Origin of the sequence: Paraburkholderia phenoliruptrix (genome assembly GCF_019511605.1) — a bacterium.
Taxonomy (GTDB): domain Bacteria; phylum Pseudomonadota; class Gammaproteobacteria; order Burkholderiales; family Burkholderiaceae; genus Paraburkholderia; species Paraburkholderia phenoliruptrix_A.
The window spans coordinates 76,087-90,652 of sequence record NZ_JAEUAV010000022.1 but is presented as its reverse complement, the minus strand read 5'-3'; the positions used below and the strand labels follow the sequence as shown (position 1 = coordinate 90,652).

The 14,566-nt window shown below is 65.0% G+C and carries 10 protein-coding genes and 1 pseudogene; 8 read left to right on the top strand and 3 right to left on the bottom strand.

The features are described 5' to 3' along the window. Positions 1 to 47: 47 nt before the first annotated feature. Positions 48 to 725, bottom strand: coding sequence for a YdcF family protein (locus JNB89_RS23640; protein WP_220363796.1), 678 nt, complete (start codon positions 723 to 725; stop codon positions 48 to 50). 308 nt (positions 726 to 1,033) lie between these two features. Between JNB89_RS23640 and JNB89_RS23635 the strand changes: the two genes are divergently transcribed. After that, positions 1,034 to 1,357, top strand: a complete 324-nt coding sequence (locus tag JNB89_RS23635; protein WP_013339573.1) for a hypothetical protein — start codon at positions 1,034 to 1,036, stop codon at positions 1,355 to 1,357. Between the two features lie 312 nt (positions 1,358 to 1,669). Here JNB89_RS23635 and JNB89_RS23630 read toward each other — a convergent pair whose 3' ends face one another. Together JNB89_RS23630 and JNB89_RS23625 are read right to left on the bottom strand one after the other, a co-directional pair. Then, positions 1,670 to 1,924, bottom strand: a complete 255-nt coding sequence (locus JNB89_RS23630; protein ID WP_013339572.1) for a hypothetical protein — start codon at positions 1,922 to 1,924, stop codon at positions 1,670 to 1,672. 531 nt (positions 1,925 to 2,455) lie between these two features. Further along, positions 2,456 to 2,851 (bottom strand): annotated as a pseudogene (locus JNB89_RS23625) (transposase); the annotation flags it as partial. A 406-nt stretch (positions 2,852 to 3,257) separates the two neighbouring features. On the opposite strand from JNB89_RS23625, the gene JNB89_RS23620 reads away from it, so the two are divergent. The 7 genes from JNB89_RS23620 to infB all read left to right on the top strand — a co-directional run bounded on the left by JNB89_RS23620 (position 3,258) and on the right by infB (position 14,455). After that, entirely contained in the window at positions 3,258 to 4,160 is a 903-nt protein-coding gene (locus tag JNB89_RS23620; RefSeq protein ID WP_220363795.1) for a LysR family transcriptional regulator, read from the top strand. Positions 4,161 to 4,393: 233 nt separating this feature from the next. Continuing rightward, positions 4,394 to 5,632 carry a pyridoxal phosphate-dependent aminotransferase gene (locus JNB89_RS23615; protein WP_220363794.1) on the top strand — a complete coding sequence of 413 codons (1,239 nt, stop codon included), beginning with the start codon at positions 4,394 to 4,396 and terminating at the stop codon, positions 5,630 to 5,632. A gap of 351 nt (positions 5,633 to 5,983) precedes the next feature. Beyond that, the gene (gene scpB / locus JNB89_RS23610; RefSeq protein WP_220363793.1) at positions 5,984 to 7,093 is read left to right on the top strand and encodes an SMC-Scp complex subunit ScpB; all 1,110 of its coding nucleotides are present in this window, start codon (positions 5,984 to 5,986) and stop codon (positions 7,091 to 7,093) included. A 64-nt stretch (positions 7,094 to 7,157) separates the two neighbouring features. Next, positions 7,158 to 8,990: a 23S rRNA pseudouridine(2605) synthase RluB gene (rluB, locus tag JNB89_RS23605; RefSeq protein ID WP_220363792.1), complete on the top strand. Its 1,833-nt coding sequence runs from the start codon at positions 7,158 to 7,160 to the stop codon at positions 8,988 to 8,990. A 506-nt stretch (positions 8,991 to 9,496) separates the two neighbouring features. Continuing rightward, positions 9,497 to 9,955 carry a ribosome maturation factor RimP gene (gene rimP / locus JNB89_RS23600; protein ID WP_006052964.1) on the top strand — a complete coding sequence of 153 codons (459 nt, stop codon included), beginning with the start codon at positions 9,497 to 9,499 and terminating at the stop codon, positions 9,953 to 9,955. Continuing rightward, complete coding sequence (nusA, locus tag JNB89_RS23595; RefSeq protein ID WP_013339567.1) at positions 9,952 to 11,427, top strand: transcription termination factor NusA; 1,476 nt, start codon at positions 9,952 to 9,954, stop codon at positions 11,425 to 11,427. Before rimP ends, nusA begins: the two co-directional genes overlap by 4 nt. A gap of 94 nt (positions 11,428 to 11,521) precedes the next feature. Beyond that, on the top strand, positions 11,522 to 14,455 hold the full coding sequence (infB, locus tag JNB89_RS23590) for a translation initiation factor IF-2 (protein ID WP_135893895.1): 2,934 nt from the start codon (positions 11,522 to 11,524) through the stop codon (positions 14,453 to 14,455). Positions 14,456 to 14,566: the final 111 nt, after the last annotated feature.

Below are 14,566 nucleotides of genomic sequence, written 5' to 3'. Positions count from 1 at the left end.
AATCGTTCGCATGACTAAGCAAGGTCACTGCCCGTCGCCCGTCTCGCTCAGAACAGGCCGACCGCGCTGTACACGTGATATTGCGCGATGCCGATCAGCTCATGCAACGCGATTTCCGCGTTCGCCAGATTCGAGTAGCGCGGTAATACGCCGAGGCGTGCGCGGCGGGCGCTGGAGATCAATGGCTGCGGATCTAGGCCGAAATGTCGGAAATCGAGCAACGCTCGCGGCATGTGATACGCGGATGTGACGAGTATCAACGAGTCGTAACGTGACTGGCCCACAATAGCCGACACGTTGCGCGCATTCTCGTACGTGGTGAGGCTCTGGTTTTCCAGCACGATGTCCGAACGCGGCACCTGCTCGCGCAGCAGGTAGGGCAGATAGGTGTCTGCCTCGCTTGCTGGGTGCCGCTGCGGATTGCCTCCGCTGACAATCACGGTGCATACCGCCGCAGTGCGCTTGCATGCCGCGTAGTTCCGCGCGCTGACGTCAATGCGCGCGAGCACCTCGCGCGGCGGCACGAGCACCTTGTCGCGGTTGTACACGGTGCCGCCGCCGAGCAGGATGATTGCGGTGCGCGGAGCAAAGCTTGCCGGCGGGCTGGTTTGCGCTACCGGTTGGGCAAGGCTTAGCAGCGGCGCAGTCAGCCAGCCGGCCGAAAGGAGCCAGAAAAAGGCGATGGTGCAGTAGAGGAGAGGGCGTCGAGCGCGCTTGCATATCACGATTGCTGCAAAAAAAAGCGCCAATAAAGTGAATAGAATCAATTTAGATGGGGTAACGTATGTCTTTCGGGATTAAATCTTCGAGCCTGCTATCGCGCCGCAGCGGTTGCATCGTCGGCTCGCAGGCAGAACGTTAACATGCGTTCTCACGGGGGTCCTGAAACATTAGACCAGGCAGCACCTGGTGGGATTCGGCCGTAGTGTTTGCGGCCAGCTTCCAGCCATGGGCGGGTGCCAGGCGCGTCGCTGGTGGCGCGGTGACGTGTTGGCATAGATGTGTCATAGCTGCACTTTAAGAAAGAAGTGAGATGACCACGTATTCCAACGAAGCGGTACTCGAAGCGCTGCGGCGGGCGCAATATCGTCAGGTGCCATGGGCGAAACGCCCCGGCGTTTTCCAATATCTTCGGGCGCTGGGTCTGATGGACACCGTTCGGCAACGCACCGTCGCGCCGGCGCCGGGCTTTCATGCGCCTGTCGACATCGCCGTGCTAACCGAGCGCGGCCGCGCGGAATTCGCGCGGCTCTCGCACGACGAAGGCCTGCTCACGTGGACCGCGAAGCGCATGAGCGACTACGTCCTCGCTGTGGCCGAAACCCACTCCGACGCCTCTCTCGAAGCGCGCACCTAGCGGCCGCCTCGCCTGGCAGAGCGGGGCGAATTCCAACTGCAACGCTCGCAAGGCCTCGCGGCCTTGCTTGACGAAGTGGGCGAAAAAAAGCCCGTATCGCAAGGATACGGGCGTACCGGAATTACTGCTGCCACGCTGTGCTAATGGCGTTAAGTCAGACCGATGTCGCAAGCCGTGGTTCCCGGAGATTTGCTTTGCCGTTTGCCGCGTGTTGTTGGCTCCCAAGCGGGGCGGCAAGTGCGAAGGTTCTATGGTTCCTGGTCGAGGCGATCGGCTAACCCGCATAGACATTCGGCCCATGCGCGACGGGGCTCAACGACGCCGCGCTGGATCGTCATGCGGCGTTTCCGGTCGCGTGCGCACATTGCTTGCAATGTCGCCGCGCAGGTCGCCGCGTGGCGCGGGCGGCGTGAAGTCGCGAGCGTGCTGCGCGCTTTGCTGCCATGCCTCGACCGAGGCCGTACGATCGGGCCGCCAGTTCCAGCTTTGAGGGCGCTGTTGGGCAAGCGCCGGTGCGGCCATTGATGAAAGCACAATGCCGCACAGAAGCAGTGACATTGGTTTCATGCTGAGCTCCCGTGCAAGCCCCCTGGACACCAGGCCTGTTTGCATACGTATAAGGTATGCGCGGGCACGAAAGCACGCTGTAAGTAATAGTAAATGGATGTTTCACCCGAAACTCTTCGATCCTGAAGGACGTCTCAGGCCGCGCGAGTGACGCGGTGGATGGATGCCGTGAGCGACGCGAAGCACGCGTGTGGCGGCCACGGCGAGAAGCGCTCGGGGCGCTCGAGGGCCGTGAAAGGGCGTTGACAGTGGAAGTCCCCCAAGGCAGTGCGAACGGCTCGTACGCACGGTGCGAGCCGGACGACGCCAGACACTAGCCGGAACGCGTGCCACGGACCATTCGATCCAAAGGCGACGAGCTCGCGAGTGCCTGCAAAGGGATGCATCCAGAGGGGATGATCTGCCGCGAACGGGCCGAGGCCCTCTGCGAGAACTACCCGCCGTCGGAACAAACACCGCCGGGCTGGTGTCGGGCGGATTCAGACAAGCGCCGGGCGCCCGCAGGCGCCCGGAAGAACACGAGGTGACTCAGGCCATCTTGACCGGCGCGCGCCACGATTCGGGATTGGTCCAGAATGCGCCGCGCAGACGGTCACGGCTCGGCGGTGCCGGCGGTTTGGCGGCGGTCGCGCCGATGCGCCCGCGCAGCGAAATTTCGCGACCGCTCGTGCCGAGTCGCTTCACAATTTCGGCGAGCGTGCCGTCGGCTTGCCACTCGTCGAAACGACGGCGGCAGGTCGGCGGCGACGGATAGCGGCCCGGCAGTTTGGACCAGCCTTCGCCTGTCGACAGCACCCACAGCACGGCGTTCACGACTGCACGCGCTTCGACGCGCGGCCGACCGCGACGCTCGCTCCGTGCTGGCTCCGCACAGAACAACGCCTCGACCAGCGCCCACTCGTTGTCTCTCAAATCGTCGAACAGCATCATGTTTCACCTCAGCGAAGCTAACTCCGGTGCGCTGCCCCGCGCCGCGCACTCTCCACGCACTCGATAGGCGAGTGCCAAGGGGGTCGGGTTTGCCACGGTCCTTTGCAGTCAGAAGTCATGGCGCCGACCCTGTGCGCATCTCAATGCAGGATGTGTGCCAAGTTCGGTCCAACTGCCTCAAAGCCCCGTCACAGCGGGCCAGCGCGGGCGCTAGCTAGGGCCGTATGAGAATCCAAAAAACCTATCTCGCAAATCGGGACAATCACCAATCTTGTGCAGCCAGGCCCGCACCGCGTGCGTTTGCGCCTTATTGCTGCACTGCAGCGAGTTGAGCGGTACCTGCCTGCGGCGTTCGGCGGCGCGTACAATGCGCATCAAATAGACCTATTGATGAGCCGCCTAAATGAATGTCACGTTGCGCCAGCTAAGGGTTTTCATCGAGGTCGCGCGGCTGCAGAGCTTCAGCCGCGCGGGCGAGGAAGTCGGGCTCACGCAATCGGCGGTGAGCCGTTGCGTGCGCGAACTGGAAGGCGAGATTGGTCTGAAGCTGATCGACCGTACGACGCGCGAGGTGCAGCTCACGGACGTCGGCGGCAACCTGGTCGCGAGCGTGTCGCGGCTGCTCGGCGATCTGGACGATGCGCTGCGCGAGATTCGCGAGATCGGCGAACAGCGTCGCGGGCGGGTGGTCGTCGCGGCGAGCCCGACGCTCGCGTGCCGGCTGATGCCGCGCGTGCTGGCGTCGTGCGGGGAGCGCTTTCCGCACATCGCGCTCGGCCTGCGCGACGACGTGCAGAGCGACGTTGTGCGCAAGGTGCGATCGGGCGAGGTGGATTTCGGCGTGGTCATCGGCCCCTTCGCCGCTGACGATCTGCTGAGCGAGCCGCTGATGACCGACTCGTTCTGCCTGGTTTCGCGCGACGATCATCCGCTCGCGGCACGCCCGGAGGTCGGCTGGGCCGACCTCGAAGGCGAGAAGCTCGTGATGCTCGATTACGCGTCGGGCAGTCGGCCGATCATTGACGCCGTGATGCACGAGCACGGCGTAAGCGCCACGGTGGTGCAGGAGCTCGGCCATTCTGCGACGGTGTTCGGCCTCGTCGAGGCCGGCATCGGCGTGAGCGTGCTGCCCTGGCTCGCGTTGCCGTTGCCGGCCGGCGCGGCGCTGGCCGCGAGGCGGCTCGTGCCGCGCGCCGAGCGCACGGTCGAACTGGTGCGGCGGCGCGACCGCTCGTTGTCGCCGGCGGCGGAGGCGGTGTGGGACCTGATCCGCGAGTTGCCGACGCGTGCGGAGGATCTGCTTTGAGTCGATTGCGGCGATTCGGGATTGCCGCCCCGATCGCAGCCCGTAGCCGACACCGACGCGCCGATCGCCCCCTATCGCAGCCCACGGCCGACACCAAGGCGCGGATCGCCGCTGCGCGGCTCGACCTGCAAGCGCGCGGCGCTGGGCTAAACTTCCGCCTGCGCTGATAACCGGCGTCGCCGCGTTCTAGCGCCCCATCCCGACCTGAGTCATTTCTTCACCTGGAAGCCTTGATGAGCGAACCGGAACCTTCCGTGCCCTCCATCCCCAATGCGCGCGACGCGGTGCGCGCGCTGCGTCCGTCGCAGATACGCGAAGTGGCTAACGCCGGCTTCGGCGTGGCGGACGTGCTGCCGTTCTGGTTCGGCGAATCGGACCGCGTGACACCCGCCTTCATTCGCGACGCCGCCAGCGCGGCGCTGCAGGCGGGCGAAACCTTCTACACGCACAACCTGGGCATCGCGCCGTTGCGCTCGGCGCTCGCCGATTATGTAAGCGAACTGCACGGCGCCACGTCGCCGGACCATATCGCGGTGACGAGCGCGGGCGTCAACGCGCTGATGCTGGCGGCGCAGCTCGTCGTGGGAGCGGGTGATCGCGTCGTGGCAGTCACACCGCTGTGGCCGAATCTCGTCGAGATTCCGAAGATTCTCGGTGCCCATGTGGAAACCGTCTCACTCGATTACGGCGAGCACGGTTGGCAACTGGACGTCGGGCGCTTGCTGAGCGCGCTCACGCCCGATACGAAGATGCTGCTCGTCAATTCGCCGAATAATCCGACCGGCTGGGTGATGACCCGCGAGCAGCAGCGCGCGGTGCTTGCGCATTGCCGGCGCCACGGCATCTGGATCGTCGCGGACGAGGTCTACGAGCGCCTGTATTACCCCGACCTGGACCCCGACCCGGCGGCCGAAGCCGATGGCGCGGCGCCTGGCCGCACTGCGCCGTCGTTTCTCGACCTGGCCGCCCGCGACGAACGGGTGATCTGTGTGAACTCGTTTTCCAAAGCCTGGCTGATGACCGGCTGGCGCCTCGGCTGGATTGTCGCGCCCCAACGCCTGATGGACGACCTGGGCAAGCTCGTCGAGTACAACACGTCCTGCGCGCCTGCCTTCGTGCAGCACGCGGGGATAGCCGCCGTCCGTGAGGGCGAGCGCTTCACCCTGGAACTGGTGCGCGACCTGAAGGCGTCGCGCGACCATCTGGTGCAGGCGTTGTCGACGGTGCCGGGCGTCGATGTGAAGGCGCCCAAAGGCGCGATGTATCTCTTTTTCACGATGGAGGGCGCGTCGCGCAGCCTCGAACTCTGCAAGGCGATGGTCCGCGAGGTCGGCCTCGGCATTGCGCCCGGCAGCGCGTTCGGTCCCGAGGGCGAGGGCTTTCTGCGCTGGTGTTACGCGTGCGACCTCGCGCGGCTGGACGCCGGCGTGGAACGCCTCAAGCGGTTCCTCGCGCAACATGGCCGCGCTTAGCGCGACGCACGACGGGCTCGCGACAAGCCCGCGAGGCCCCGCGCGCGCAGCGCGGATGTGCTTTCATCTGTGCGACGCGCGCCGGGCCCGCTGTCGTGCGAATGCGCCGGGCATGTTGTCCGGCGCCTCGCTTTACGCACCGGATGTTTTTGCGTAATATGGCGCTCAGTCACGCGATTCCTGTCCGGAATATCGCTGCTCCGTCCGGCTGGGTTTGGCTCGATAGTCTGTTTCGCCTCCCCCCGGTGCGTGCTCCCATCAATATGACCGATCAGAATCGGGCGAGCGCGTCTTCTGTTCCACATCGTCTGTTTGATCCGGTTCTTTGACCACAGGGTCTGACCTAGCTGCATGAATACCCAAGAGGCGAAGATCGTCCTCGAGACAGCCTTGATCTGCGCGCAGGAGCCGTTAAAGCTCGGCGATTTGCGCAAGCTCTTTGCCGACGGCGTGTCGGCAGACACCGTTAGGACTCTGCTCGAAGACCTGAAACAGGACTGGTCGGGGCGCGGTGTGGAGTTGGTCGGGCTGGCGTCGGGCTGGCGGTTTCAAAGCAAGCCCGCGATGCGTTCGTATCTGGATCGACTGCATCCCGAAAAGCCGCCGAAATATTCGCGCGCGGTGCTCGAAACGCTCGCGATCATTGCTTACCGGCAACCTGTCACGCGGGGCGACATTGAGGAAATTCGCGGCGTCACGGTGAACACGCAGGTCGTGAAGCAGCTCGAGGATCGCGGTTGGATCGAAGTGATCGGCCATCGCGACGTACCGGGGCGGCCGGCGTTGTACGCGACCACGCGGCAGTTTCTCGACGACCTCGGTTTGCGCGCGCTCGACGAATTGCCGCCGCTCGCCGACCCGTCCGCGCAGCTGAACGCGGATCTGCTCGGACAGCACGCAATTGAATTCTCCGACGCCGAGAGTGTCGAGGCGCCGGCATCAGGCGAAGAAGGCGAGCTGAGTGCGCCCGAACAGCGAGACGTGAGCGCCGCGGAAGCAACAAGCGACGCACAGCCGGCGGCAGGAACGGAAATCGCTGGAGAAGAAACAGAGGGCCTGCGGGCTCAGCAGGATGCGGGTGCCGCGCAAGCGGGCGGCGCGGCGGACGGTGGCGGGAATTCCGAAGCCGCCGCGCCTGGTTCACTCGGACCGCAAGCCGAAGCAGTTGAACAGGCGGAGCAGACGGAACCCGCCGAAGACGCCCGCGAAAGCGGCACTGAAGCGGCGAGCATCGCAGCGCTGCCCGGTGCGGCGCAATCCGAAGAGAATCGCGATCCGGGCGCTGAGGCCGATCCGGCAGATCTAGCACCATCCTCGCATGATTCGGACGTGCTCCGTGACGCGGAGCAAACGGCCGGATCGAATCCGACCAGAGCGGCGCACGACGACGAAGATCGTCGCGATGCCGCACAGGACGCAGGCATTCTGACCGACGACGAAGCTGAGTCGCGCAGCGCCTGACGTAACCGAACATTTTTTGCCGCGCCCGCAAGGGGCGCGCGCGACCTGACATTTTGAGGTTGTTTTGACACATACCCACGACACCGAGTCGTCCGAATCCGAGCGCGCCGTGCCGTCGGTGCGCGCTGACGAAACGCGCGCCACGCAAGCGTCGGCAGGCGAGGGCGAGCGCCCGGCGCAGACCACGGAAGCAGACGGCGAAGACCGTCCGCGTCGCGGCCTGCGTCGCGGGCCGCGCAGCCTGATTGCCCGGCGCCGCGCCGGCGCCAAGACGAAGGCCGCTGAAGGCGGGGCCGCCGAGAGCGCGGCGGTCGTCGCTGAGACGCCGCCCGATGGCGAGGTGGCCGTGCAGGCGCGCGCGCCGCGCAAGGAATCTGGCGCGAAAGGTCAGGGCGCCCGGCGCAATGCGGGCGGTGGGAAGCGTGAAGGACACCGTGAAGGCCAGCGCGACGGCACGCCGCGCGAAGGTCAGCGCGAACGCCAGCCGCGCGCAGGCGGTCAGCGCCAGAATCGCCGTGGCGGCGAAGCGCCGGCGGCCGCTGCGGACGCGGCTCAGGACGACCTGTTCTCATACGTCACGTCGCCTGCCTTCGACGCGGACAACAGCGCGACGGGCGGCGTGCGCGCGCCCATGCTGCGCCGTGGCAAGCAGGCTGCTCCGAAGCGCGTGCTTTCCGCCGACGACGACGCGCCCAAGCTTCACAAGGTGCTGGCCGAAGCCGGCATGGGTTCGCGCCGCGACATGGAAGAGTTGATCGTCGCCGGACGCGTGTCGGTAAACGGCGAGCCGGCTCACATCGGCCAGCGCATCATGCCGACCGACCAGGTCCGCATCAACGGCAAGCCGGTCAAGCGCAAGCTCGCGAACAAGCCGCCGCGCGTGCTGCTGTATCACAAGCCGACGGGCGAAATCGTCAGTCACGCCGATCCGGAAGGCCGTCCTTCCGTGTTCGACAAGCTGCCGCCGATGAAAACCGCCAAGTGGCTCGCGGTCGGCCGTCTCGACTTCAATACCGAAGGTCTGCTGATGCTGACCACCTCCGGCGATCTGGCGAACCGTTTCATGCATCCGCGCTATAGCGTCGAGCGTGAATACGCGGTCCGTGTGGTCGGTGAACTCGCCGAAGGTATGCGTCAGAAGCTGCTGAACGGCGTCGAGCTCGACGACGGTCCGGCCAATTTCCTGCGCATCCGCGACGGCGGCGGCGAGGGCACCAACCACTGGTATCACGTCGCGCTCGCCGAAGGGCGTAATCGCGAGGTGCGTCGCATGTTCGAAGCAGCCGGTCTGATGGTGAGCCGTCTGATCCGCACGCGGCACGGCCCGATTTCGCTGCCCAAGGGCCTCAAGCGCGGCCGCTGGGAAGAGCTCGAGGACAACCAGGTGCGCGCGCTGATGGCGTCTGTCGGTCTGAAGGCGCCGAATGAGGAGCGCGGCGGTCGCGGCGCGGCGCCGGAGCGCAAGCAGCCTGACCCGATGCAGACCTCGATGGGCTTTATCAGCCGCGAACCGGTTCTGATGTCGCATCACCGCTTTGAACAGCAACCGCGCGGTCAAGGCCGGCGCGGCGCAGCGGGCGGAGGCCTGGGCGGCGGAGCAGGCGCCGGTTTCGGCGGCGGCTACGGCAATCGCGGCACGGGTCGCGGCACCGGTGGGTTCGGCGGCGTGGGCGGTCCGCGCGGCGCGCGTGACGTCGACGGCAATCGCGCACCTTCGGGCAGCGGCAACCGCGCTGCGGGCGGCGGCAAGCGTGCGGGCGGTAACGGTCCAGCGGCGGGCGGCGGCAATCGTGCGCCGGGCGGCCCGCGCGGCAACGGCAATCGCGCGGGCGGCGGCAACGCCGGCGGCGCAAACCGTGGCGGCGGCGCGCCGCGCGGCCGCTCGCGCGGGCGCTGATCGCAAGCACGGCGCGTGCACTGCAGCTTTAGATACGCCGCGCTGCGGCAGCCGCGGCTACGCCGTCAACCGAATTGGCGCTGCGCTCACGGGCGCATTCGCGCGATGCGAAGCGCCTGCCGACGCCGCGTTTGAAACGCGGGGTCCGCGCATCGGGGCCCGATTGCACGGGGTCGTCTTGTAAAGTCTGCAAATGCCGCCATATCGTCCACAGATCGCCATGAAAACAGGCGGAAATGCGCTTGGCGCGGCGCTCTGCGGTTTGCGTTTGTCCTGAAAAATGGCTACAATCGCGGAGTCGCTGGGCGTGCGGCTTTTCATGTGCGGCTCAGGTGCGACCACCGGTAATAAGATGATGGGCGTTTAGCCCATTTTTTTTTGCCGCTCAGTTCATCGTGGTTCGGCATCTCGGGTAGCACGAACGTGCGCCGGCCAGGCGCGCGGCCCGCATTGGTTGTTTGCAGAACAAGCGGCAGGCTCGCTGCGCGAACATCTAAGAGGGCACTGTGCAACTGACGGAACTGATTGAAACCACGGTCGTGGGACTCGGCTACGAGCTCGTCGATCTCGAGCGCACCGGGCGCGGCATGCTGTGTATTTATATCGACCAGCCGGCCGGCATCGCGATCGAAGACTGCGAGAAAGTCACGCGTCAGCTCCAGCACGTACTGACGGTCGAAAATATCGATTATGAGCGGCTCGAAGTATCGTCGCCGGGCCTCGACCGTCCGCTGAAAAAACTGGCGGATTTTGAACGCTTCGCAGGCAGCGAAGCGGTAATCACATTGAAAAAGCCATTGGACGGACGGAAATCGTACCGGGGTATTTTGCATGCTCCGCAAGGCGAGACCATCGGTCTGGAATTTGAAGGGAAGGAAGGCGCCGCGATGCTCGATTTCACGCTCGCGGACATGGACAAAGCACGCCTCGTTCCGAAAGTTGACTTTAGGAGCCGCAAACAATGAGTCGCGAAGTGTTGATGCTGGTGGATGCGCTGGCACGCGAGAAGAATGTCGACAAAGACGTGGTATTTGCCGCGCTCGAGGCGGCTCTCGCTTCGGCCTCCAAGAAACTCTTCGAAGAAGACGCGGACATTCGCGTCCATATCGACCGTGAGAGCGGCGAGCACGAAACGTTTCGCCGCTGGAAAGTGGTGCCGGACGAAGCCGGCCTGCAGGAACCGGATCAGGAAATTCTGCTGTTCGAAGCACGCGAGCAGAAGCCGGAGATCCAGATCGACGAGTACATCGAAGAGCCGGTGCCGTCCATCGAGTTCGGCCGTATCGGTGCGCAAGCCGCCAAGCAGGTGATCCTGCAGAAGGTGCGCGACGCCGAGCGCGAGCAGATCCTGAACGACTTCCTCGAGCGCGGCGAGCACATCATGACCGGCTCGGTGAAGCGTCTGGATAAGGGCAACTTCATCGTCGAAACCGGCCGCGTCGAAGCGCTGCTGCGCCGCGACCAGCTGATTCCGAAGGAAAACCTGCGCGTGGGCGACCGCGTGCGCGCCTATATCGCGAAGGTCGATCGCACCGCGCGCGGTCCGCAGATCGAACTGTCGCGTACGGCGCCCGAATTCCTGATGAAGCTGTTCGAAATGGAAGTGCCGGAAATCGAACAGGGCCTGCTCGAAATCAAGGCGGCGGCGCGCGATCCCGGCGTGCGTGCGAAGATCGGCGTGGTTGCCTACGACAAGCGCATCGACCCGATCGGCACCTGCGTCGGCATTCGCGGCTCGCGCGTGCAGGCCGTGCGTAACGAGCTCGGTGGCGAAAACGTCGACATCGTGCTATGGTCGGAGGATCCCGCCCAGTTTGTGATCGGCGCGCTCGCGCCGGCAGCCGTCCAGTCGATCGTCGTCGACGAAGAAAAGCATTCGATGGACGTCGTCGTGGACGAAAACGAGCTGGCGGTCGCGATCGGCCGTAGCGGCCAGAACGTGCGTCTTGCCAGCGAACTCACCGGCTGGCAGATCAACATCATGACGCCGGACGAATCTGCGCAAAAGCAGAATCAGGAACGCGGTGTTCTGCGCGACCTGTTCATGGCGCGTCTCGATGTCGACGAAGAAGTTGCCGACATCCTGATCGACGAAGGCTTCACGAGCCTCGAAGAGATCGCTTACGTGCCGCTGAACGAAATGCTCGAGATCGAGGCATTCGACGAAGACACCGTCCATGAACTGCGCAATCGCGCCCGCGACGCGTTGTTGACGATGGCGATCGCAAATGAAGAAAAGGTCGAAAATGTAGCGCTCGACCTGAAGAGCCTGGACGGCATGGACGCCGACCTGCTCGCGAAACTGGCCGAACATCAGATCCAGACGCGCGACGAACTCGCCGAACTGGCCGTAGATGAACTGGTCGAGATGACCGGAATGGAAGAGGATGCCGCTAAGGCGTTGATCATGAAAGCACGTGAACACTGGTTCCAGTGAGAAATGACCATGGCGCACTAAATTGAACGCGGCCGTCAGGCCGCATGACCCGATGCTAACCGCAAGGAATCGGTCCTTGCATTAAGAGGAATGAATGGCGAGTAACAACGTAGCCCAATTTGCCGCGGAACTGAAAATGCCTGCAGGCGTGCTGCTTGAGCAGCTGCAGGCGGCCGGCGTCACCAAAGCGAGCGAAGCCGACGCCTTGTCCGAAACGGACAAGGAGCGTCTGCTCGACCACTTGCGCAAGTCGCACGGCTCGACTGATGCGGACAAGCGCAAGATTACGCTGACGAAACGGCATACGTCGGAGATCAAGCAGTCCGATGCGACGGGCAAGGCTCGCACCATTCAGGTCGAGGTGCGTAAGAAGCGCACGTTCGTCCGCCGCGACGAAACCTCCGCTGAAAGCGGAGAAGCATCGAATCATGTGGCCGAAAGCACGGACGCCGAGGACCTCGAACTCCAGCGCCGTGAAGAGGAAGCTCGTCACGAAGCCGAGCTGCTCGAGAAGCAGGCTCAGGAGCTGAAGGCGCGCCAGGAGCAACTGGAGCGCGAAGAGGCCGAGCGCCAGGCGCGCGAGCAGGCTGCGGAAGCCGAGCGTCGCCGCGCCGAAGAAGAGGCGGCGAAGAAACGCGCGGCCGAGGCGGCAGCGCGCGAAAAGGCGCAGCAAGCCGCGAAGGCCGAAGCTGCAACCGCGAAGGCGGCTGAGCCGGCGGTCGCGAAAGACGCCGCGCAGGACGACGAGCGTGCCGCCGCGGAACGCGCGGCTCAGCGCGAAGCGGCGAAGAAGGCGGAAGACGCCGCGCGTCAGGCTGCCGAAAAGGCGCGTGCCGAGCAGGAAGAAATCGCCAAGCGCCGTGCGGCGGCGGAAGCCGAAGCACGCGCGATTCGCGAAATGATGAACACGCCGCGCAAGGCGCAGGTGAAGGCGCCGGAACCGGCGCCGAAGCCCGCCGAGCCGGCCAAGGCCGCGGAAGCCAAGGGTACGCTGCACAAGCCGGCTCGTCCGGCTGGCGAGGCTGCGCGTCCGGCTGCGGGCGCTGCGCGCAAGCCCGCGGCGGCGGCTCCGGCCGCAACTACCACGCCGTCTGCCGGCGACAAGAAGAAGCCGGGCGGCAAGGGCGGCTGGCAGGATGACGCAGCCAAGCGCCGCGGCATCAAGACGCGCGGCGACACGAGCGGCGGCGTCGACCGTGGCTGGCGCGGCGGCCCGAAGGGGCGCGGCAAGCATCAGGATCAGAACACCACGTTCCAGGCGCCGACCGAACCGATCGTGCGTGAAGTGCACGTGCCGGAAACCATCACGGTCGCCGATCTGGCGCACAAGATGGCGGTGAAGGCATCGGAAGTCATCAAGTCGATGATGAAGCTCGGCCAGATGGTCACGATCAACCAGATGCTGGACCAGGAAACGGCGATGATCATCGTCGAGGAACTGGGCCATCACGCGGTTGCCGCCAAGCTGGACGACCCGGAGGCAATGCTGGTGGAAGGCGAAGTGTCGGATGCGGAAGCATTGCCGCGTCCGCCGGTCGTCACCGTCATGGGTCACGTCGACCACGGCAAGACCTCGCTGCTCGACTACATCCGCCGCGCGAAGGTTGCAGCGGGCGAAGCGGGCGGCATTACGCAGCATATCGGCGCTTACCACGTCGAAACGCCGCGTGGCGTGATCACGTTCCTCGACACGCCGGGTCACGAGGCCTTCACGGCCATGCGTGCCCGCGGTGCGAAGGCAACGGACATCGTCATTCTGGTGGTCGCAGCCGACGACGGCGTGATGCCGCAAACGAAGGAAGCGATCGCCCACGCGAAGGCCGGCGGTGTGCCGCTCGTCGTCGCGATCAACAAGATCGACAAGCCGGAAGCCAACCCTGAGCGCGTCAAACAGGAACTGGTTACGGAAGGGGTGGTGCCGGAAGAGTACGGCGGCGATTCGCCGTTCGTGCCGGTGTCGGCAAAAACCGGCTCGGGTATCGACGATCTGCTTGAAAACGTGCTGCTGCAAGCCGAGGTGCTGGAGTTGAAGGCACCGGTCGAGGCACCGGCCAAGGGCCTCGTCATCGAAGCGAAGCTCGACAAGGGCAAGGGTCCGGTCGCGACCATCCTGGTCCAGTCCGGTACGCTGAACCGCGGCGACGTGGTCCTCGCAGGCAGCGCTTACGGTCGTGTGCGAGCCATGCTCGACGAAACCGGCAAGCCGACCAAGTCGGCGGGTCCGTCGATTCCGGTCGAAATCCAGGGTCTGTCGGAAGTGCCGCAGGCAGGCGAAGAAGTCATCGTCATGCCGGACGAGCGCAAGGCGCGTGAAGTCGCGCTGTTCCGTCAGGGCAAGTTCCGCGACGTCAAGCTCGCCAAGCAGCAGGCCGCGAAGCTGGAGAACATGCTCGAGCAGATGGGCGAAGGCGAAGTGCAGTACATGCCGCTCATCGTCAAGGCCGACGTGCAGGGTTCGCAGGAAGCGCTGGTGCAATCGCTGCTCAAGCTTTCCACGGACGAAGTGCGCGTGCAGATCGTGCATGGCGCCGTGGGCGGCATCAGCGAGTCGGACGTCAACCTGGCTACGGCTTCGAAGGCGGTCATCATCGGCTTCAACACGCGGGCAGATGCGCAGGCACGCAAGCTGGCGGAAGCCAACGGCGTGGACATTCGCTACTACAACATCATTTACGACGCAGTGGATGAGGTGAAGGCGGCAATGTCGGGCATGCTGGCGCCGGAGAAGCGCGAAGTCGTGACAGGCACGGTCGAAGTGCGCCAGGTGTTCAAGGTGCCGAAGATCGGCGCGGTGGCCGGCTGTATGGTCACGGACGGTTTCGTCAAGCGCTCGTCCTCGGTGCGCGTGCTGCGCAACAACGTCGTCATCTTCACGGGCGAGCTGGATTCGCTCAAGCGCTTCAAGGACGACGTGAAGGAAGTCCGCCAGGGCTTCGAGTGCGGTATGTCGATCAAGAACTTCAACGACATCGTCGAAGGCGATCAGTTCGAAGTCTTCGAGGTCACCGAAGTCGCGCGTACGCTGTAAGTCACGCGGCAAGGTTCCAAGGGGCGGAGCGGGCATCAACGCCCGCTCCGCCCGTTGTTTTTGGGCCTGCCGCTTCGCGCAACGCTCGCTGTCGTTGCGCTGCGCCAATGG